This window comes from Marinagarivorans cellulosilyticus, from assembly GCF_021655555.1.
Classification (GTDB): Bacteria; Pseudomonadota; Gammaproteobacteria; order Pseudomonadales; family Cellvibrionaceae; genus Marinagarivorans; species Marinagarivorans cellulosilyticus.
In genome coordinates, this window is the sequence record NZ_AP023086.1 from 106332 (window position 1) to 128776 (window position 22445).

At 43.0% G+C, this 22445-nt stretch carries 15 protein-coding genes; 10 read left to right on the top strand and 5 right to left on the bottom strand.

The window, feature by feature from the left end; genetic code table 11:
• The first annotated feature begins 26 nt into the window (after window positions 1-26).
• The gene (locus tag MARGE09_RS00435; RefSeq protein WP_236985369.1) at window positions 27-4814 is read left to right on the top strand and encodes a pilus assembly protein; all 4788 of its coding nucleotides are present in this window, start codon (window positions 27-29) and stop codon (window positions 4812-4814) included.
• Between the two features lie 30 nt (window positions 4815-4844).
• Here MARGE09_RS00435 and MARGE09_RS00440 read toward each other — a convergent pair whose 3' ends face one another.
• A complete protein-coding gene (locus tag MARGE09_RS00440) occupies window positions 4845-5531 on the bottom strand; it encodes a zinc metallopeptidase (protein ID WP_236985371.1) in 687 nt (228 codons plus the stop codon).
• Window positions 5532-5742: 211 nt separating this feature from the next.
• Between MARGE09_RS00440 and MARGE09_RS00445 the strand changes: the two genes are divergently transcribed.
• Window positions 5743-6003, top strand: a complete 261-nt coding sequence (locus tag MARGE09_RS00445) for a DUF5062 family protein (protein ID WP_236985372.1) — start codon at window positions 5743-5745, stop codon at window positions 6001-6003.
• 14 nt (window positions 6004-6017) lie between these two features.
• Here MARGE09_RS00445 and MARGE09_RS00450 read toward each other — a convergent pair whose 3' ends face one another.
• The gene (locus tag MARGE09_RS00450; protein ID WP_236985373.1) at window positions 6018-8078 is read right to left on the bottom strand and encodes a TonB-dependent receptor plug domain-containing protein; all 2061 of its coding nucleotides are present in this window, start codon (window positions 8076-8078) and stop codon (window positions 6018-6020) included.
• 576 nt (window positions 8079-8654) lie between these two features.
• Between MARGE09_RS00450 and MARGE09_RS00455 the strand changes: the two genes are divergently transcribed.
• On the top strand, window positions 8655-9104 hold the full coding sequence (locus tag MARGE09_RS00455; protein ID WP_236985375.1) for a PA2169 family four-helix-bundle protein: 450 nt from the start codon (window positions 8655-8657) through the stop codon (window positions 9102-9104).
• 428 nt (window positions 9105-9532) lie between these two features.
• Window positions 9533-9982: a DUF2383 domain-containing protein gene (locus MARGE09_RS00460; RefSeq protein ID WP_236985376.1), complete on the top strand. Its 450-nt coding sequence runs from the start codon at window positions 9533-9535 to the stop codon at window positions 9980-9982.
• Window positions 9983-10266: 284 nt separating this feature from the next.
• Here MARGE09_RS00460 and MARGE09_RS00465 read toward each other — a convergent pair whose 3' ends face one another.
• Complete coding sequence (locus tag MARGE09_RS00465; protein ID WP_236985378.1) at window positions 10267-12624, bottom strand: ATP-binding protein; 2358 nt, start codon at window positions 12622-12624, stop codon at window positions 10267-10269.
• 188 nt (window positions 12625-12812) lie between these two features.
• Here MARGE09_RS00465 and MARGE09_RS00470 point away from each other — a divergent pair, with 188 nt between their 5' ends.
• On the top strand, window positions 12813-13673 hold the full coding sequence (locus MARGE09_RS00470; RefSeq protein WP_236985379.1) for a substrate-binding periplasmic protein: 861 nt from the start codon (window positions 12813-12815) through the stop codon (window positions 13671-13673).
• Window positions 13674-13799: 126 nt separating this feature from the next.
• A complete protein-coding gene (locus tag MARGE09_RS00475; RefSeq protein ID WP_236985380.1) occupies window positions 13800-14621 on the top strand; it encodes a DUF2797 domain-containing protein in 822 nt (273 codons plus the stop codon).
• 55 nt (window positions 14622-14676) lie between these two features.
• Here the strand turns inward: MARGE09_RS00475 and polA are convergent, their stop codons facing one another.
• Window positions 14677-17451, bottom strand: coding sequence for a DNA polymerase I (gene polA, locus MARGE09_RS00480; protein ID WP_236985382.1), 2775 nt, complete (start codon window positions 17449-17451; stop codon window positions 14677-14679).
• Between the two features lie 909 nt (window positions 17452-18360).
• Window positions 18361-19137 (bottom strand): methyltransferase domain-containing protein, encoded by a 777-nt coding sequence (locus tag MARGE09_RS00485; RefSeq protein ID WP_236985385.1) that lies wholly within the window; start codon window positions 19135-19137, stop codon window positions 18361-18363.
• Window positions 19138-19285: 148 nt separating this feature from the next.
• On the opposite strand from MARGE09_RS00485, the gene MARGE09_RS00490 reads away from it, so the two are divergent.
• The 4 genes from MARGE09_RS00490 to MARGE09_RS00505 all read left to right on the top strand — a co-directional run bounded on the left by MARGE09_RS00490 (window position 19286) and on the right by MARGE09_RS00505 (window position 22396).
• Window positions 19286-20626, top strand: coding sequence for a mechanosensitive ion channel family protein (locus MARGE09_RS00490; RefSeq protein WP_236985386.1), 1341 nt, complete (start codon window positions 19286-19288; stop codon window positions 20624-20626).
• On the top strand, window positions 20623-20922 hold the full coding sequence (locus MARGE09_RS00495) for a DUF1330 domain-containing protein (RefSeq protein WP_236985388.1): 300 nt from the start codon (window positions 20623-20625) through the stop codon (window positions 20920-20922). Before MARGE09_RS00490 ends, MARGE09_RS00495 begins: the two co-directional genes overlap by 4 nt.
• 32 nt (window positions 20923-20954) lie before the next feature.
• A complete protein-coding gene (locus MARGE09_RS00500) occupies window positions 20955-21629 on the top strand; it encodes an outer membrane beta-barrel protein (protein WP_236985389.1) in 675 nt (224 codons plus the stop codon).
• A 260-nt stretch (window positions 21630-21889) separates the two neighbouring features.
• Complete coding sequence (locus MARGE09_RS00505) at window positions 21890-22396, top strand: Hsp20 family protein (protein ID WP_236985391.1); 507 nt, start codon at window positions 21890-21892, stop codon at window positions 22394-22396.
• Window positions 22397-22445 lie beyond the last annotated feature (49 nt).

Consider the following 22445-nt stretch of genomic DNA (forward strand, 5'->3'; position numbering starts at 1 on the left):
CGGCTTAATGTGTGGAGTGGTAACAAATGGAAAAGTATAGTACGGGTATTGCCGCCGCTGTTACATACATGATGACATCGATACTATTATCGATGTCAACAATGGCACAAAATGCCATCGATTACCAAAGTATTCCACCGTTCACATCAAGTAATAATACCCCGCCGATGGTAATGCTAAGTATGTCGTCAGACCATCAGTTGTTTTTTAAAGCGTATAACGATTTTTACGATATTGATGGCGATGGCATTGCAGATTTAACCTATAGCAAGAATATTAAATACATGGGCTATTTTGAAAGCCAAACTTGCTACAAATACAGTAATAATGTTTTTGAGCCCGATACACCAGCAACGGACGATTACTATTGCAACCAAGGTGCGTCTGATCAATGGAGCGGAAATTTTTTAAACTGGGTATCTATGACGCGCATTGATGTTGTTAGAAAAATATTATACGGCGGTTTTCGCTCGGTCGATTCGTCCACATCCACGGTGCTAGAGCGGTCCCATTTACCGAATGACGCCCACAGTTTTGCCAAATATTACAATGGCACAGACCTCGGTAAATTAACACCTTTTGGCAGTCTTAAGGTAGGGAAAAATGCGGTCGATTCTGGCATTACTTTTTGTAATACCACCGTCGATACCACTATTGGTGTTCGCTCCCACGAAAGTAAAGCGGATCCATTAATTCGGGCCGCAAAAGGCAATCACTCATTTTGGCCGGCGGGCGAGCGCTGGCAGTGTTTGTACCGCGATGAATTGCCTGATAGTGGTGTTCCGAGTATTAACAGTGATAGAGGTGCCCTACAGAGTATTGGTATTTATGCATCTCACGATGCACCTTCAACATTTAACGAAAAAATGTCTGATTATGTTGCGCGGGTTAAAGTGTGCACCGGAAAAAGCAACTTAGGGCGAGAAGGCTGCATGGCTTACCCTGATGGCAATTCGAAGCCAATTGGTATTTTGCAAAAATACGGCCAAAATGGCGAAATACTTTTTGGTTTAATGACCGGTAGTTACAAAAAAAATAAGTCCGGGGGGGTATTGCGAAAAAATATTGGATCTATTGGCGATGAGATAAATGTTAGTACCAATGGATCAATTAAAAAAATGTCGACATCCGGCGGTATTATCAGGGCGCTAAATAGCTTGCGCTTAGCCAATTGGTTTTATCAGCCGTCTGAAGACGAGAGTACAGAAAGGGTAGGCACTTATGATTATGATGGATGCCCTTGGGGGTTAACTTACTACAATGACGGTCGGTGTACCAATTGGGGGAACCCTTTTGCCGAAATCTTATTAGAAACATATCGGTATTTTTCCGGTCAAGAACCTACACCAAGCTATGTTGCGGATGATAGCTTTGTATCACCTGATTTAGGCGTTATTAAATGGCAGAAGGCCGTTAAGGAAGATAACCATTGCAGTAACCTTAATGTATTGGCGTTTAACAGTAGTACCATCTCTTATGATGGCGATAATGTAGACCCATCAGACATTGGTGCGAGCTTTGTTGACCTCAACCGTTTAACGTCCGAATTAGGGCGCCAAGAGGGCATTTCTGGCGGAAATTATTTTGTCGGAAAAACCTATGGGTTTTTTAATGACGAGCTATGTACGGCTAAAAGAGTAACTTCTTTGGCATCTGTGCGTGGTACTTGCCCTGATGCCCCGCGTTTAAATGGTTCTTATTACTCATCGGGTTTAGCCTATTATGCTAAAAATAATGATATAAACAGTGAAGTCGATGGCGAACAAACGGTAAATACCTTTGGGTTTTCTTTGGCGCCCTCTATTCCAAAAATAGAAATTCCACAAATAAATAACAAGAATAAAAAAATAACAATATTTCCCGCCTGTCGAAATAATAACCTTAATGGCAATTGCGCTATTGTTGATTTTAAAGTGATAGAAGCGCATAACGACGATGATAAGGATGGCACTTTTACCGGATTAATGTATGTGACCTGGGAAGATAGTGAGCAAGGTGGTGATTTTGACCAAGATTTGAATGGCATTATTGCCTATGAGCTAACGCAAACGCGGTTAGTGGTGAAGTCGCGTGTGCTAAAAAAATCTACTGATGCAAAAATGGGGTTTGGTTTTATTATTGATGGTGTTGGCTCATCAGTAAAATTGAATGGCGCCGACCAATTTAGTGGTACCGGTAACGGTTACCATGTATTAACTGGTATCAATGGTTTTAGTGGGGGCGATTGTAATAATTGCACTATTGATTTTCGTTGGAACTCCAAAGAATTTACGTTGGATCAAGGTAAAGCTAGTTTTTTAGAGCAACCACTATTTTATGCAGCCAAGTATGGCGGCTTTACAGACAAAAACGATAATGGTATTCCCGATTTACAAGATGAATGGGATACCAAAGATAACTATACCGGCGCACCCACTCCCGATGGCATTCCCGATAATTATCATAATGTTAATAATCCGCAATATTTAGAGTTACAGTTCGATAGAGCGTTGGCAGAAATATTGGACTCTGCGGCTTCGGGCACAGGCTCGAGCGTGGTGACAAATGCTAGCGACGGCGTTGGCCTGTATTTGCAAAGCTTGTTCTATCCAAGTTTAAGCTATAAAGGAAATGATTTATCGTGGGTAAGCACGCTTAACGGTATGTTTATGGATCAATACAATCGCGTGCGTGAAGATTCAGATCAAAATGGTCGATTAACTTTGGCTGATAATATTATTGATGTTGAGTTTGAACCCGAAACAAAAACGATGATGGCACAGCGTTACATTGCCAATGAGGATGGTTCGCGTGGTGGTAAAAAAGGTAGTTTAATTGCGCTACACGATCTAAAACCTGTATGGAGCGCACATAAGCAACTCGCAAATATTACCGACCCTACAAAGCAGCGTACTTATGTTCAGGCGGCAACGACGCAACGCCATATATTGACGGCTATTGATAACGATGCCGACGGCCTTATTACAAGTAATGCTGCCGTCGTTCCTTTTACAGCCGATAATTTCTCGGGTGATAATTATTATTTAGTAGGTAAAAACTCAGACCATGCAGAGCAAGTCGTTAATTATATTCGCGGTGAAGACCGGCTGGGTTTTCGCTCCCGTAAAGCGGATTTACTTGATAACGTTGATGGTGATGAAAAATGGTTATTAGGTGATATAGCCAATGCCTCGCCTGTTATTGTTGGTCCCCCTAAGGTGGGCTACGATGTTGAGTTTTCTGATACAACTTACCGTGCTTATCGAAAACATTATCGCAACCGCCGTACGATGGTATATGCCGCTGCAAATGATGGCATGTTGCACGCTTTTAATGCGGGCTATTTTAATAATGACGAAATCTCTTATGCGACAGATAAGCATCCTTTAGGGTCTGAATTATGGGCGTATGTTCCGTATAATTTATTGCCGCATTTACGTTGGTTAACGGAATATAACTACCCGCATGTTGCATATATTGACGGTAAAGTACAAACGTTTGATGTTAATATTTTTGCAGATGATAACGACCACCCTGGCGGCTGGGGCACTATATTAGTTGCAGGAATGCGTTTTGGTGGTGGGCTTATTACAACGGAAGATAAAAACGGTAACAAACGAGTTATGCGTTCTGCTTATGTTGTGTTAGATGTAACCAACCCTGAATCACCGCCACGTTTAATTGCTGAAATTACAAACCCTGCACTAGGTTATACCACCGGTAATGTGGATGTTGTTAAAGTGCGAAGCCCTAATGCGCAAACCGGTCAATACGACGGTGGCGTTAATAACTGGTACCTTACGTTTGGTTCTGGCCCTAAAGGTGCCGATCAAGCCGCCAGCTATACCGCGCAAAAAAATGCGGTAAGCGATCAAACAGCAAAAGTGTTTCTTTATGATTTTAAAGCCGGCACATTAATGACCATTGATACCGGTGTGGCTGACTCGTTTGTCGGTGGTGTTACGGTAACCGATTGGAATCGTGATTTTACTGATGACGCCATATATTATGGTTTGGTATCGGGCAGAATGGATGCGCCTGACGGTCAATTGCGCCGGCTTAATTTATCCCCTTTAGGGTCAAAAATAACAGCAAGCGATAGCGTAATGTTAAGTGGCACGGGGCAAGCTTTTTCTGCTGCACCTTATACCCGCATTGATTCTGATTATAATTATTGGGTTTTTGCTGGCACGGGTCGTTTTTTCCATGATGCCGATGGTACTTATGCCGATCAAAATAGCTTTTATGGTTTAAAAGAAAAGGTCGGGGCCAACGGTAATATTACTGGCGATGCGATAGATGCAAAAAAACTCATTGACGTTAGCAATATTCAAACTTACAGCAACGGCCAAGTTTTGACCTATGACGGTAAGCAGGTGTTTTTACAGGGCAGTGAGGCGGTTGAAACGAATGATGATGTTACCGGAGTTGTAGCTGATACCAGCGGCTGGCGGTTAGACTTTTCGAATGGTTCGGCACGTAATATTGGCCAAGCATCGCAGTACTCTACGAGTTTACTGTTTACCGTATTTACCCCTAGCGATGATATTTGCTCTGGTGATGTTGGCAGCACTAGGCTTTACCAGCGGGAGTTCTTTAATGGCCTATCGCCGGCGCACAGTGCCATAACAGAAAAAGATAAAACGGTTGGCGACGACGATGATATGGGTGAAGCCATACCAGAGGCTATAGAGCTAGGCGATAATTATTATGAACAACCCGATGAAGAAGGCTTAACGCAAAGTAACGAAGGTGAATTACAAGAGATAGATTTGGGTGACCAACAACTTAAAGATAGGCGTGAATCTTGGCGGGAGCTGAACAAAGATTGGTAGCTCGCCCGTGAGCTGGGTACCCGTGAAGCCCTAGCGCCTTAAAATCATAAACCAACGTCCGATATTAAGAACATTAGCTAAGGCTGCTGCAAAGTAGGTTAGGGCGGCCGCTTTTAACACTTTTTCTATGGCGGGTTCGTATTCTGTAGGGACGTATTGCCCTTGTTTTAAAATAGGTAATGCTTTGTTAAAGCTGGCATCCCATTCTTCTGGCAAAATAATTAAGTAGGTTAATGCAGCAGCTATTTGCAATATAAGGCTCAGCCCTATTGCCACGGCAAAAACCGCTGGCGATTTCAACACACCGGTAATAATAGGCAATCCAATAAGGATAATTGTGCCAAGCTTTTGGAGCCATATAGACAACGGGATGTATTTTTTACGCAGCTGGGAAACCCTTTCATTGCGATTATGTTGTATCGCATGGCCCACTTCGTGTGCCGCAACGGCAATAGCCGTTAAAGACTTTCCATCATAAAGGCTTGGACTAAGCCGTACAGCGTTGTCTTGAGGGTCAAAGTGGTCGTGGCCTTCTTCTGTTTTTTCAACTTTGGTGTCTATTAGCTCGAAGCGGGTTAGCAAGTGTTTTGCCAGTTCGCCGCCAGTGCCAGGCATGCCGGGTAGGGTGTGGCTATATTTTCTGAGAGTAAATTTTACCCACAGCTGGGGTGCGAAAGAGCAAACCAAGATCAAAATTGTAAGAATAAAATAAATCATAGACGCTGTAAGCTCGTGCTGAGTCGGTGATCATGCCATAAATTAAGTCTATCTTTACCTGTGCCTAAACCATTTGTCCTATACGGCCAGCAGTTTATTCGCCTTGCTCAGGAAGTTTTGATGTATTCTGACACAAGAGCTGCCTTGCCAATATATGTTATGGCATTATAGAGTCATAAATAGGCGATTCACTTAAAACAGAGCTAATAATATGAAGAAGATCAATAATGAAGCTGCTTTAGTGACAGAAGCATTAAGAGTTGGGGGCGTGTATGCGAAAAAGCGCGGCGTAGGGGAATTTGAGGCGACGGATTCGGCAAAGTTGAAAATAACCTATTTATATAAACTGCTCGTGCACGATAAGCTCATTCAACCCTTGGCAAAAGGGCAAGAAACGGAACCGCTTATGCGACATAAGCTCGCGTTATGGATTTCGCGTACCTTACCCAGTGACCATGAATTGTTAAAGTAGATTAAACGGGGCCTCTAAAAACTCATTCTAAAGCCTACCGTGGGTAGGATGCCGAGGCCTGCATTATCCTCAGTTACGACTGGGCTATCGGCGTCCTCAATTTTATCGTAATCTAAGTTGCGGCTTTCGATATTTTCTTGATCAAGTGCATTAATCACATCGACAATTAACGCCGATGGGAATCGGCCAATTTGGAAGTCCCATTTGTAGCGTATATCTAAGCGGCTGTATGTAGGTAGGCGATCTGAAAAGGGCTCGTCATACACTGGTACAACAACGCCATCTTCGCGTTCGTCTAGGCCAATAATTGGTGTATAAGCTTGGCCGCTACGGGCGCTCCAGCGCCAACCTATTTCCATGTTTTTAATAAATTCATAATTAACAACCCAAGTGGCAAGCCAGGGTGTATCTAGGTAGTAGTCGCGTGTTTCCTGGGTTAGCGTATTCGTGCGTTCGCTCTTGCCATAGCTTAAAGCGAGCCAGCCGTACCAGTTATCGGTCATGTCTTTATTGATTAGTAAATCAATACCGCTGGCTTTACCTTCTAGGGCATTAATATAGTACTCGCCAGAATCGCCGTCATTATCTGCAATAGCAAGGTCTGATAGTGTTTTATAATAAAGCTCTAAATTCCAATTCCAGCCATCATCGTGTTCTTTAGTAAAGCCAAGCACACTGTGTTTTGATTTAGCGGTGGGTAAATTGGGGTTGCCTACAGAGGGAAACGCAAGCTCTATTTCTGGAAGCCTAGCGTAATGGCCATAACGTGTATTAATTTCTAATGTACTGGTAGCCTGATAACCCAAAGCAAAGCGCGGGAGCGTGAGCGTTTCGTTAGTTAGGTCGTTATGGTATGACTGTGCGCCTATATCTAGCCGTGTACGCTCGGTAATTAACCAAGAGTCATTGATGTAGAAACTACGCTCCTTAATATCGAGGCTGGCGATTTCTGAAATACGCCGCCGCTCGGCAGAGCTACACTGGTCTTGTTTATCTTCAGAGCACAGTAACAAAATTCCTTCATAATCTAGCGTGTACTCACCATCGGTTAATTGAGCACCGAACGTGAGTGTGTGGGCATCGGTAAGTGCATAATCCAATTCCCCTTTTATTATTGTATTTTCGGTGTCAAAAAAACTGTGGTAATTGTCTCCCCAATAGGTTTCGCTGCCTAAATTATTGCGCCCGACGGCCAATTTTACTTGGCTTATTCTATCGCCAAGGTATTTATAGCTAACATGCTGGCCATCGTAATCTTGTTTTATTTTGGCATTGCCGGCAAAGTCTGGATTAATAGCAACAAAGTCGGCTTGCCGTGTTAATTCAGCTTCAACGTAATCTGTAGCACCATTGGCCGAAAAAGCTACTTGATGCTGATCGCTCACATCCCAAACGTATTTGAATTGGTAGTCTTCATCTTGGGGGGCTTCGATTACACGAATGCCTTCGCCTTCCTCTTCGGCATCTTCCTTAGATTGTTCTTGTACCACTAAATGAATCAAGCTTTTGCGCGCAGATAAATAGAAAGCTGAATTTTCGGTAACGCCACCTTCAAGAAAAATACCTGAGCGCAAGAGTGATAAATCTACCGTGCCGCCAATGCGCTGGTTTTTTGGGTCTCTTAGGGTGATATCAAAAGCAGCGCCGGTAACATTGCTAAACGCTGGGCCAAAGCCGGCAGAATACATTTGAAAATCTTGCAGAATATATTCACTGAATATGGAAGAGGAGAAGTTATGAAAAACATACCCAGCCGGTAAAAAGTCGACAAGATATAGGTTATCTGCCGGCGAAGACCCTCGCACCGCAGGTTCGCCACCTTCGCCGCTGGGCACGACGCCGGGCAAGCTAAATACTGCCGAAAGTGGATCGCCAAGTGCGCCGGGTACATCGACCAGCTTCTGGGCGTTTTCCGTAATAATGGTGAAGTCACCTTTTCGCTCGCCTAGCACTATGGTTTCTTCAATAGGTGCTGCAGCTGGTTGCTCTGCGGCAAATACGCTTGAGTTTATCGCTATTGTGAGCGGAGTAAATGCAATAACGGTTTTGAGTAAGAGCTGGGGGAGCGCGGGCATTGCTTTGTCTCCTAGACGTAGTTGTCCAATTGTTCCAGTGTTGTGGAATGTGCGTGTTGTTGGGCGCAGGGCAGTATAAAAATACGTTGCGGAGTTTATCAAAATCGGCAGGTTAAGTTGTAACAGGATGTAACTTTTAGGCAAGGTTTTGGTAGGTTACTTTTGGCAGAAGCAAAGCCAATAGGCAAAAAAATCCCCGCGCTAGGCGGGGCAATCTTGGGTCGTCATACTACATCCAATCGGGGGCCAAGGTTAACTTGGCAGCGCTTGAAGGGGCGCGTTATGGGTTAAGAGTCACCTAACGGCGCTTAGTTCCTTATTGGTTATGTTTTTTGTATTCCGATGAAAACTCTTGCTATGTGTCGATTATATTTACACCTGTGCTGGCGCTAAGCGGTACTCAGGGTGCGCGCGTGGCGCCAAAGAGGTTCTGCCTGCCAATAGCCGTGTCTATAGTGACAAAATGTGACGCAATTCTCTTTTGGTGTGTCTATTGCATCACATTTAATGCATTGGCATATCAGCCACCCACAAAGACTGCCTCCCAGAAGGAGGCGTATTTAAAGAGAAAATATTATGAATACTACTGCCGCAGCGCCCTTAAAGTCTTTGGTTCAAACCTTAAACGATAGCATAGAGTTTTATCGCACAGCCGCCCAAAAGGCGGAGAATGAAAGCTATCGTCAAGCGTTTAAGGAAATGGGCGACACCCACGTTTTAGCTAAGGCTTATTTGCAGCCTTACCTTGTGATGCAAACGGGAGCTGCAGAGGAAGGGCATACGTTTGGTGGCGCATTGCACCACCGTTATATAGAGATGCAAGATTCAACCAACCTTGATCACGATCGCACCTTGTTAAGGCAGCTAAGTGAAGTGGAAGATATCACGCTCAATATGATGGAAGTAACGGCAGCGGTTTCTAAAAATGCCATGGTAGCGATGGTGATTAAAGGGTTAATGCCGCAAATGAAAAAGTGTCGCGAACGAGTATTGGGCCTAACGCAGATTAACGACATTGCTTGTTAGTCAAAAGTCTAAGGGCTGCTGGTCGGCCCTTTAGCTAATTTTAAGGAATTAATAGTATCTAAAATTTCCAGTACTCAATTGTGATGAATCATTATTGTGCGCCGTACAAAGCCAGACTTTAGCTCGCCAACTGGCCTAATAACTAAAAGCTGTTAATGGGTAGCCTGATGCGCCACTAAGTGGATTAGGATACTTATTTTTATAATGAATTGAAATTAGCGGCTGCATTTTTTGTTATGGGTATGCAGCATGCATAGTGCGTAATATGTTCAGGGTGTACCTTTATAGCTAAGGGGGCGTGTAGAAATGCACTTTCTTCGCGATGTCGGCATCATATTCTTCGATAGCTGACCCTACGCGATTTCAGTTCTCAGACGGTACCTTTTTGCCTTCACAAAAAATTGAGTATTTTTAGAGGATTTTAAGTTATGCCTAATTCATCAGCGGTTCCGTTAAAGTCGTTAGTGCAAGCGTTAAATGATGGCATTGAATTTTATCGTATTGCTTCTAAAAAGGTTGAACATGAAGATTTTCGCCAAGCATTTGATGAGCTAGCGCAAAGTCACGTTTTGGCAAAAGCGTATTTGCAACCCTACCTTATTATGCAAACAGGCAGAGCAGAAGAAGGGCATACCTTTGGGGGTAAGTTGCACCATACTTATATAGAGCTAGAAGATAATGGTAATTTAGATCATGACTACACACTGCTTAAGCAGTTAGAACAAGTAGAAACAGTAACCCTAGATATGATGCAAGTAACAGCGGCGCTCAGCGAAAATGCATTGGTCAAAACGGTTATCAAGGGTCTAATCCCCAAAATTCAAGCCTGCCGTATGCGGGTTATTCAGCTAGAAGAAGTGACGCGCTTGCAGCAATAGGGCATCTCTAAAAATGCACTTTTTCCGCGATAGCGGCTTACAGGTTTTCGCTCCTGCAAAACCTGTATTCAGTCCATCCGTGGGCATTAGCTCCGTCCTCGAGTCCTCACAAATTGGAGGATCAATTTGCACAGCTTGCTGCCCGCAAGGTGAAGCGCAAGGATGCGTTGAATGATTTACACCACGTAAACTGCGGCTCTCCGGGCGGTGCTTCCTTGCTCTCACAAAAAAATTACTATTTTTAGAGATGCCCAATAGAAAATCAGTAAGCATTAATTGTAGTGTTATAGCGAGTTAAAAGCATTTAGTAATACTTTTTCCAACTGTTCTTTATCTAGTGGCTTGTTTAAAAAGCCGTCCATACCAACATTTTTAGCAATAACTCTATAATCTTCCATTGCGTGCGCGCTTAAAGCAATAATTATAATCGGTAGGTCATTTGGCCGTTTAACATCAAGTGCGCGTATTTGTTTTGTGGCTTCCCAGCCATCCAATTCAGGCATTTCCCCATCCATAAGTATTAAGTCAAATGTGTTTGGGTGTGAAGAACACGCGCTAATCACCTGCTCCCCGGTTTCCACCACAGTTGCAGAAATATTGAATTTTTTAAGGTACCCGTTGATAACTATTTGATTAACAGGATTGTCCTCTGCCACGATAACGCTCAACGCACTTAAGTTAGGGTAGGAGCTATAAGTTTTATTCTTCGATATGATTTCTGGGGTACCATTGCTTACATTTTTTATAGTTTCAATTAAAGTATTATTGCTAAACGGTAATGGTAACACGGTTACAGAATTCTTTAAGTTGGATAAATTATTTAAAATTGACGGGACTGCATTCACGAGTAGAATTTTAAACTGATCATTAAAATTTGAATGGTTGAGTGTGACTAGTAATTGGGATAGTTTTTCATTGTTATGGCCAATAACAAAAGTGCCATTACTGCCATGAATTTCAATGCTTTCCATTAGACTATCGTAATTACTAATAACCTTAGCGGCTAAGTTGTTCTGTAAAAGCAGGTTTTCTATATGACTTTCGTATTTGTCATTTTCAAAAAATAAGAAAATATTACGCTCTGCTTGGTGGGCGTCTGTAGGCAGTGTTTGTGGTGTTGTATTCTTGGCGGGGGGGAGTGGAATCTTAAACCAAAATGTAGAGCCTTTATGAATTTCGCTACTAACACCTATAGAGCCTCCCATGAGTTCTGCAAGCTTTTTGCAAATACATAGCCCTAAACCAGTCCCGCCGTACAGCCGTGTGGTAGAACTATCTGCCTGGCCGTAGGGTAAAAAAAGTTGTTCAAAAAGCGCTTCTTTAATACCTATGCCCGTATCACTAATCGATATAGTAATGTGGTTTTCTTCCGCATCGTCGCATTGGGCCTGTAAAATAATACTGCCTTTTTGTGTAAATTTAAAAGCATTGCCCAGTAGGTTAATGATAATTTGCCGGACTCGAGTTGGATCCCCAATAACAAATTTTGGGCATGTAGGAGAATAGATAACAAGGGTTTCAATATTTAATGTTCTAGATTTTTCTAAAAATAGGGCGATGCTCTCATTCAGGGTTGATTCTAGGTCAAACTCAACATTCTCTATTTCAATGGAGTTAGACTCAATCTTCAAGTTATCGAGTATTTCATTAATAATATGTATTAATGATTCCCCCGATTTTTCGATAATATCAATGTATTGGCGTTGATCATGAGAAAGAGGTGTTTCGCCTAGAAGATTAATCAGCCCCAAAATTCCATTCATGGGGGTACGAATTTCGTGACTCATAGCCGCTAAAAATTCACTTTTTGCCTGAGAAGCTTTTTCTAGTTGATAGGTTCTGCTTTTAACTTTTTGTTCAAGGCTTTGCGAGTAGGCATTTAAATCTCTGTCTTTTATTATTAAAGAGTGTGTCATGGCGTGAAACGTTTTAACCATCACGCCTAGTTCATCGTCGCGTGAAAGAAGGTCTTCGTTATCTGTAAATATCTGGTTGTCTTGAGTTTTGAAATTACGCATTATTTTGGTTATTCTTTCTAGTGGTTTTCCAATAAGCTGATTAATAATCAGATAGAAAATAATGCATAAAAGTAAGGTTTTAAATATTGCGCTAATTATAGTTATAACAAACGTGTGTGCTGCGCGATTAAATACAACAATGGAATTGCTCTTTAGTACCAAGTTTCCAATGACTTGCTCTTCAATATATTCATTGGAGTAAGCGATTTTGTGGCGGTAGCTATACTCGTCAAAAATAAAACGAGATATAATAGAATTGTTGGTTAAGTACTCTTTCTTATGAATTTTTTGTGATGTTTTATGTAAAACATTATTATTTGTGTCTAAAAGCTCAATATGCTTGATATCATGATTGATATTTAACATACCCTGTAGTGAGGCAAGCGTTTGTTCTTCGTCTACGTTCCACAGCGCCTTTGATATGATTGGGTTAAAAGTCAAAATGACATTTTCTACTTCGCTACTCAGGCGTGCCTTTTCGTTCTTATATTCTAATATTAATTGGCCTAGTGTTAATAAAAACGCTAGGCTCAAGTAGAGCGTAAGGGTTACACGCAGCAAGCTTTTAGCTAAAGAAGTCTTTGCTGATGCTACCTTTAAAAAGGGTATATTAAAGATATCCATTATTGCTTTTTTGCTCTACTGATATTTGCATTATTTCTTCTAAGGCAGTTATTTAGAATGCTAAAAATGACTGCACACTGTAAATAGTAGTGCTAATTTTCATTGGTGTAGTGATTAATATGATTTATTGCAAAATATCGGCTATAAAGTCCTACTTATATGTAATGGTTATTACGGTTCTTGCCTCTATGCAAATTGGTAATAGTGCGCTAGCACAAACCCTAACGGTTCGATATCCTGCGGTTCAGCACCCCTATTATTCAGAACGGGATCAATATTTCGTAAAGATATTAAAGATGGCCCTTTCTGAGTCAGGGTGGCAGCACGAGATAGAGAGTATTAACTTTCCGGCTTATAGCGAGAACCGAAGCGTAGTGTTTTTGAAGGCTAAACAGTATGACGTACATTGGCTTAATACCACCGTAGAGCGCGAAGCCGAAGTTGAAGCAATTAAGATCCCATTATATAAAGGTGTTATTGGTTGGCGAGCGCTGTTAATAAAGGATGGCAGGCAGCCTGAGTTTGATCAGGTAAAAACTATTGAAGATCTTCAGCGGTATTTATTTATTCAAGGGCATGATTGGGCGGATATCGAGATATTAAAAAATAATCAGCTTAGAGTTGAAGGGTCTTCTAATTGGGCTGGACTATTTAAAATGGTGGACTTAGGGCGGGTCGACGCATTTCCTCGTTCAATTGTCGAAATTGTAGAGGAGCACCATAAATATGGTGAAGGATTAAAGATAGAGAAAGGGGTGATATTACAGTACCCTTCGGCCTATTACTTTTTTGTTCACAAGGATAATACAGAACTAAAAGCTGCGATTGAATCTGGGTTAAACACTATTATCCAAGATGGACGTTTTGATAGAATATTTTTCGAAACATTTTTATCAAAAATAGAGCCCCTAAATATAGAACACAGGCGCGTTTTTAGCATTGAACGCTTAGCTCTAAAAAACTCAATGCCTTTAGAGGATGAACATTTGTGGTTCAGTGTTGATTGGTATAAACGCATGAAGGCGCAATATTTACAAAAAGATGATTGAGCCAGTCGATTCTTAAGGCTCAGTCGTATTATTCTTTGAATCTGTTAAAATTACCCATTGGTATGATTTCTAGGCGGCCGGTAAATATTGGCTGTCATTTTAATACAGTATGGTAATGGCGATAGAATGATTCAAGGTACCCTCGAAAAAATGCACGCAACCCTCGATGACCAATGCGCGGTGCAATATCAGCTCCCTATTGGTGATCAACGTATAGCGCTTAACCCATTGATTGGTAAAACATTGACGTTAAGCTATACCGGCAGTATTCACTGCAGTAACTGCAATAAAAAAACTAAAAAAAGTTATGCACAAGGGCATTGTTACGTTTGTATGCAAAAACTGGCAAGTTGCGATATGTGCATTATGAAACCAGAGACCTGTCACTATGCTCAGGGCACTTGTCGCGAGCCGCAGTGGGGCGAACAAAATTGTTTTATTCCGCACTATGTTTATTTGTCGAATACCTCCGGCATTAAAGTCGGCATTACACGCCATACCCAGCTGCCTACACGCTGGATAGACCAAGGGGCTACGCAAGGCCTACCCATCTTTAAGGTAAAGTCACGGCATATATCTGGCTTAGTGGAAATAGCGTTGGCTAAATTGGTTGCTGATAAAACACATTGGCAAGCGATGTTAAAAGGCAATGCCGATGATGTTGATTTAGCCGCTAAGGCCGGTGAATTGATTCCAATGGTAGAGCAAAGCCTTGCACAAATAACACAAGAGCATGGCGACGATGCTATAGAACCTTTATCAGAAGCTATCCAAACTATTCAATACCCAATTACCGAATTCCCTAAAAAGGTAAAATCGTATAATTTTGATAAAGAGCCTGTGCTTAGTGATGTGCTAACAGGCATTAAAGGGCAGTATCTGATTTTTGAAAACGGTGTAATCAACGTACGCAAATTTACCTCATACGAGGTAGCATTGGAGTATTAACGGGGTTAATCCAAGTGAATAAAGCCTGCTATTTCAGCTTTATTCACTGAGTTCCTTAATGAGCTTCATCCCAGTTATCACCAATACCGGCTTCGACTAATAGTGGTACATCTAATGTCATGGCCTGGCTCATTAAATCACACACCTGCGCGGCAAACGTTTCGGCTATTTCTTCTTTTACTTCAAAAACCAGTTCGTCGTGTACCTGCATAATCATTTTGGCGGGTTGCTGGGTTTGGTGTAGCCAGTCGTGAACTTTTAACATCGCTATTTTAATAATGTCAGCAGCGGTGCCTTGCATTGGGGCGTTAATGGCGGTGCGCTCGGCGGCTTGTCGGCGCATGCCGTTGCGGTCGTTAATTTCTGGTAGGTACAAACGACGCCCTGCTAATGTTTGTACATAGCCTTTATCGGCGGCATCAACGCGGGTGTTATCCATATACGATTTAACGCCTGGGTAGCGTTCAAAATATAAATCGATATAGCTTTGTGCTTCTGCGCGGCCAATATGCAATTGCTTGGCAAGGCCAAATGCGCTCATGCCGTAAATTAAACCAAAGTTAATGGCTTTGGCGCTGCGGCGTTGCTGTGGTTCTACGGCCTCTAATGGTACGCCAAAAACTTCGGCGGCGGTGGCGCTGTGAATATCTTTCCCGTCGTTAAAGGCTTGTAGTAATGTTTTATCCCCAGATAAATGCGCCATAATGCGAAGTTCGATTTGAGAATAATCCGCAGCAATTATTTTATAGCCTTTAGGCGCAACAAAAGCTTTTCGTATGCGCCGGCCCTCGGCATTTTTAATGGGAATATTTTGCAGATTAGGATTATTCGAACTCAGGCGTCCAGTAGCTGTGACCGCTTGATGGTAAGAGGTATGGACTCGGCCGGTGGCAGGAGCAATCATGTTGGGGAGTTTATCTGCATAGGTCGATTTTAGCTTTGCTAAACCGCGGTGCTCTAAAATAAGTTTGGGCAGCGGGTAATCTAGGGCGAGCTCCTGCAGTACTTCTTCGGCTGTTGAAGGCGCACCACCTTTGGTCTTTTTCAAGACGGGCAATCCCAGCTCGTTGAAAAATATTTCGCCCAGCTGCTTGGGGCTCGATAAATTAAATTCGCGGCCTGCAAGGTTAAAAGCTTCTTTTTCTAGCTCATCTAAGCGTTGGCTAAGCTCTTGGCTATGCTGGTTTAATACGGCTGCGTCTAGTAGCACGCCGTTTCGTTCTATGCTGTGCAATACCTTCACTAAGGGAAGTTCTATGGTATTAAAGACGCTAAGTAGCTCAGGCGCTGACGATAACTTTTCCCATAACGCCAAATGCAGTCGCAGAGTAATATCGGCATCTTCAGCGGCATAGGGGGCGGCTTTGTCTAATTCAATTTGGTTAAATGTTAATTGTTTAGCGCCTTTGCCGGCAATGTCTTCGAAACTAATGTTGGTGTGGCCTAAATGGGCGAGTGCTAGCGTATCCATATCGTGCCGGCCTAGCGAATTAGACACATAGCTTTCTAGCATGGTGTCGAACTTAATGGCTTTAAGTTCAATCCCGTGATTACTCAACACATTGGCATCGTATTTTAAATTCTGCCCGACAATAGGCGTATTTTCGTTTTCTAATAGTGGGCGCAGTTGCTCAAGCACCCAGTCGCGCTCTAGTTGCTCTGGTGCGCCAAGGTAATCGTGCCCAAAAGGCACATAGGCGGCTTTGCCGGGTTCTACAGCGAAAGAAACCCCCACAACTTGTGCCTGCATATAGTCTAAGCTTGTGGTTTCTGTATCAAAAGCAAATAGGGGGGCTACTTGTAGTTTTGCTAGCCAGTGTGCAAACGCTTCTTTGTCTAAAATTGTATCGTATTGGGTTTCGATATCTTCTGCGGGTACGGCTAAGGTTTGCTCATTGCTTAAGCCTGTATCACTTGTGGAAGCTGCTGGGTCTTTATCATTTTGATTTAGCTCATTAACCCAGCTTTTAAATTCGTATTCGATAAAAAAAGTTTTTAGTGCTTCAGCATTGGCTGGGGCGTTGTGTAAATCGTTAAGGTCGAAATCTAATTCAACATCGAGCTTAATGGTGGCGAGTAAATAAGAAAGGTCGGCAGATTCACGATTAGCCTCTAATTTCTTCGCCATCGTTTTGGCGCCTCTAAAGCTTAGGGTGGCGACTTCGTCAAGGCGCTGGTATATATCCTCGATACTACCCAAGCCTTGCAATAGGCCGAGCGCTGTTTTTTCTCCAACGCCAGGTACACCGGGAATGTTGTCGACTTTGTCTCCCATTAAAGCGAGAAAGTCGATAATTAATTCGGGTGGAATACCAAACTTATCTTTAACGCCTTGCACGTCCATCACGGTGTCGGTCATGGTATTGACAAGGGTGACATGCTGGTTGACCAGCTGGGCCATATCTTTATCGCCAGTAGAGATCACAACGTCACGCTGCTGTTCGGTGGCAATGCGAGACAAGGTGCCAATCACATCATCGGCTTCTACACCTTCAATGCAAATAAGGGGCAGGCCCATAGCGCGGATAATATCGTGGATAGGTGCAATTTGGCTGCGCAAGTCATCGGGCATTGGCGGCCGGTTGGCTTTGTATTCTTTGTAGATATCGTCGCGAAAAGTTTTGCCTTTGGCATCAAAGATGACGGCAACAGTACTTTTTGGGTAGTCCTTATGCAGGCGGCGCATCATGTTGATAACACCTTTAATCGCACCGGTTGGTTGCCCCTTAGAATTATTTAAGGGAGGCAAAGCGTGATAGGCGCGAAATAAATAAGACGAGCCATCAACGAGTACTAACGGCGCGGTAGAAGGGGTATTGGACGAAGACATAACAAAACCTAAATTAAACGGTACCGCGATAAGCGGTGAGGCAAATAAATTGCTGCCAATAGTACATTATCGCGCACAGATAATCCCAAGCCTGCCCTGCATCGCTGCCCCTATTATGCTCAAAAAGCGTAACTGTTCAGGGGTAAATATTGTTCGCCTATAAGGCAGATTGATTGTTTTCTAGACGTTTACGGGCTAGGGCGCTTGCATAGTGCCTTCGGCTGGCTTGAACGGCTTAGAGGTTGATTAATTAATGCGCAATTTTGCAGATGACTGAATAGGGCTAAAAAACACGTAGCCAATACGAGAGAACGATAAAAACTTTTTCCACAATGGCAACTTCTTGTTTATGAGTATTTTGTGGAGGGGGCGATATTTCTACATTTGCAGCAAGAATTTTTGTGTAGCGCTAGCTTGAGAAGCGTTATTCTCTGCCGATCATAATAATAATACTCTAATGAATCCATTGTTGGGTCGTTATTTAAACAGAACAAGGTTACAGTTGGGTGTATCTATGAATGGCTTAAATAGTCCCAAAGCTAAAGGGCAAGAGGCAGCAGTGAATATTAGCTTGGGTGTGGTTAAGGGGATTGATGGCAGTGCAATGTCGGCGCTTGGTGTTTAGCCTAGAAACCGCTAAGCGAGGTGTAATATTGTGTAATAGACAAGCCTTAGCAAGACATGCCAGCATTGGATGCGCTTAATATTCGGTGGCTAGAACAATATGACGGTGTTGTTCTGGCTTAAGTCAGTGGCCCCTTCACTGCGCACCGGTAATTACAGAGGCTGTTAGCGGAACATTGCAGGTGCCGTTAAAAAAGCCCAAAGCGCACAACAACCCCGGATTTGACACAAATTACTGTTATTGGGTCAGCCTCCTGTAGTTTTTACTACAGGAGGCTTTTTGTGTTATGCCTGGCCCGAAACAACGATCATGTTCACGGTGCAAAATAGCCTGTCTTCGTTACTTTGCTGCTGAACTTCTTGCCACCATTGCTCTAACGCTTCTTGTGAGGCCACTTGTTGCTTACTGGCTTCTTTATAGAGCCATTCCAACGGCACGGCCTTTAACGTGTTATGGACAAGTGGGTGCACCTCGATATCAATGTTGCTAAAGCCATTGTTGTGCATTAAGCCAAATAGCTGGCGCCCAGCATAACCATTTGGGCGTAGCTGCTCAGCAAAAAATTGTACGAGGGTCCGCTCTAGCTGGGTATTGGTACTATTAATGGAAAAGCTGCCCCAGTCTGTATCGGTTAACACGACGCGGCCTTGTGGTTGTGTGACACGTTTAAGCTCGCTAACAACAGGCGCGGCGAGTGTAGGTGGCAAGACTTGTAATAAACGTTCTGCATGGCAGCTTGAAAAATAATCGTTGCTAAAAGGGAGGCTATCGGCACTGCCTTGCTGGTGTTCAACAAAGCCATCGCTACCTTGCTCGCGGGCTTTGTCGTTGGCAATGGTAAGCATGTTGGCGTCTGTATCAATGCCTATTACTTTACCCGTTGGGCCAACCCATTGCGCTAGTGCCAGAGTGTCGATGCCTGGCCCGCAACCTACATCTAATACGCAACCGCCTCGCTGGATGCTCATCTTTTTGTGGTTGGCCTGTTTGATTGTTTGAGCAATCACTGCCATACGCTGCAAATATTCGGCCGATACATAGCCTGTAGTGGGTGTGGTCATTGTAAAGTCCCTTGGCGTTAATGTTCGATAAATGATAGTGGTTGCAACGCTCGATGATAGACTAGCGCGCTAGGCGATATGTAATACCTGAGCATTAAAATAACGCCATACTTGGCAGCTATTTCTTCCACATCAAAAAGGCAAAAACATGGCAGAGGGTAACTTTCAGGCTCTCATCGAGCAAGTCAAAACGGGTGTTATCGAAGGCTTATCCCAGCCAGAAACCTATATCCAGCTTGGTGTGGTATTGGGTATTTACTTATTGGCCTTTGTGATGGCCTACCATATTCGCAAGCATAGCCGTTTTGCAAAGCAGCCAGATGATGGTGTAAAAGGCCATCCGCTGCGCAGTTTTTGGCGCAAAGTGGGCAATTTTATTTTTCCGCTTATCGCGATTTGTCTTTTGCGCATTTCTATCGAAATCACCAGTGTTACTATTCAGCAGCACTGGCTCATGCAGGCTGCTTTAACTATTGCTTTATTGCTTATTTTCAATTCATTTATACAAGAATTTGTAAATAGCCCTGCGGTTGCCAATATATTGCGGTGGTTTGGTATTCCTATTTTGTTCTTGCACATGGTGGGCGCCCTAGCGGGGTTAATTGCCATACTTGAATCTATCTCGATCAGCATCGGTAACATTGATATTTCCGCTTATGGTATTGCACGCGTGTTTATATTTGGCTCGCTACTGTTTTGGCTTGGTCGAGTTTCTAATAGTACGGGTAAAAATATTATCCGCCGGCAAAAGCACTTGGACTTCCGCACAAAAGAAGTTGCCGCTAAGTTATTTGAGGTCGGTGTTTTTGTTGCTATATCCCTAGTGTTGCTGCAAGTTATGGGGATTAACTTAACGGCGCTTGCGGTTTTTGGTGGTGCGGTAGGTGTAGGCTTGGGCTTTGGTTTACAGGCCATTGCCTCTAATTTTATTTCTGGCATTATTATTCTTTTAGATCGCTCGGTATCGTTGGGTGATTATGTCGAGTTTGACGATGGTAGAACGGGTATCGTTCGTGAGTTGAATATGCGCTCCACGACATTAGAAACTTACGATGGCAAAGATATAATGGTGCCAAACGAAAAGTTTATTGTAGAAACCTTTACTAACTGGACGCATAAAAATAAAAAGCAACGTTACCGCGTTGATTTTTCTGTGGCTTATGATTCCGATATTCGCAAGCTAGTTGATATTATTAAGCTTACGGTGGCAAGCCATCCCCAAGTACTTAGTGATGATGATTTACCAATAGAAGAAAAACCTGATTGTGAAATAGACAGCTTTGGCGATTCAGGTATTAATATGTTTGTAGAATTCTGGATGGAAGGTATCGATGATGGGCCTAATCGTGTAGGTGGCGATTTGTTATTAATGATATTAGAATCCCTGCAAGAGCATGGCTTCTCTATACCTTTCCCGCAGCGCGAAGTGCGTGTTTTAAATAATCAGTTTTCGGTCTCTAAAGTGGGCCCTGAGGTGGTATCGGAATGAAAGCCTATTTAATTTTAGATTTAACCATTCATCACCTGGAAAAATTCTTACACTATGCGGAGGTTATTCCCGCTTACATTGCCAAACACCAAGGTAAATATATCGTGAAAGGCGTTGAGCCGACGGTAATGGAAGGCGATTGGCAGCCGTCGCGAGTGGTAGTTTTGGAATTCCCATCAAAAGAGCATGCACAATCCTTTTTGAGTGACCCAGAAGCGCAGCCGCTATTTGCGTTGCGCCATAGTAGCACTACCAGTCATGTTATTTTAGTGGAAGGCTGCGAGCCTGCCGTGTAATTAATATTTTTTGTAAAACCGGAGAAAATACTATGCGTTTAATATTAGCTTTATGTCTGTTGTATGGCATGGCTTTAACTAGCCATGCGGAACAATTCAGAAAGGCAGGGGATTCGGAATTTTCCTTTTTTATTCCCTATAACCAAGGCGGTTTAATTGAGTTTGATGGCGGGGCTACTGCTGACGTCTCTAAAGACCACGGTTTTGGTTTTGGTTTTAACTACTTTTATACACCGCAGATATCTTGGCGCATTGATACCTCTTGGCATTCTGCGCAATATGTTGGTACGCGACAATTAGAAGACGAAGACACGCAGCAATTCTCCCATGTGTATGATGGTTTCAATTTTACATTTGGCGGGGAATATTATTTTACCCAGGGGAAGATAGCCCCTTTTGTTAGTGGCCGTTTAGGTTGGAGCTATATTAATTCCAATATTGCTTCTCGCCCACCTACCGGTGGATGTTGGTGGGACCCGTGGTGGGGTTATATTTGCGATGTTGTACAACCCACATATTCAGATACCGCATGGCGTTATGGCGCTGGTATTGGTGTGCGCGCGGCCATGGGGGAATCGGCTTTTGTAAAGTTATCGTATAGCCAAGATTGGGTAGATATCAGCAACACACGGGGTACACCTAACAGCAATACCTTTACTGTAGAGGTGGGCTTTAAGTTAGATACCAATTACGGCTCATTATTCTAGTCAGTTTAGGGTAGGTAATAAAAAGCAGCGATAATAGCTGCTTTTTTTATGCCTGCAGGTTTTGTTGGCAATCTGGCATCAGTTTAATATTGTGGCCGCAATGTGTTTTTCAAGGGGTGGGGATTTAAATAATGTTTTTTAAAAATATCCCTTGAAAGCGATAAAAGAGAACACATATTTAAAGCGTACCGGCGAGACTCTAGCAGTGCGTTAAGGTACATATTGTTCTTATTAAATTATTGCTTTTCGGAGAATAGACTATGAACTCAATTGATTTAACCCCCCTTTATCGTAACAGTGTTGGCTTTGATCGTTTGGCAGCATTATTAGATAGCACTTTAAAAAGTGACTCAGTAAGTACGGGTTACCCCCCTTACAATATCGAAGTACTGGAAGAGAACCACTATGCTATAACCTTGGCTTTGGCAGGCTTTGCTGAAGAGGATTTAGATATCCAAGTAGAAAAGGGCGTACTGACCGTGCGCGGTAAAAAAACCGCCAATAAACAAGCAACTTACCTACACCAAGGTATTGCCAACCGTTCGTTTGAACGAAAATTTAATTTAGCCGATCATATCGAAGTGAAAGGCGCTAATTTAAGTAATGGTTTACTGACTATTAACTTACTCAAAGAAGTGCCCGAGGCGATGAAGCCGCGCAGCATCCCAATTAACCACAGTACATCGCGCGCCCTCGAAAATGGCGAGGTTGTGGATGCTAAAACGGAAGGCGAGAGCATTAGCCAAAAGGAGCACCAGGCCGCCTAGCAAAAGCCTCGAATATTTACCGCTTTTGTTAAAGGCACCTTTATAGTGC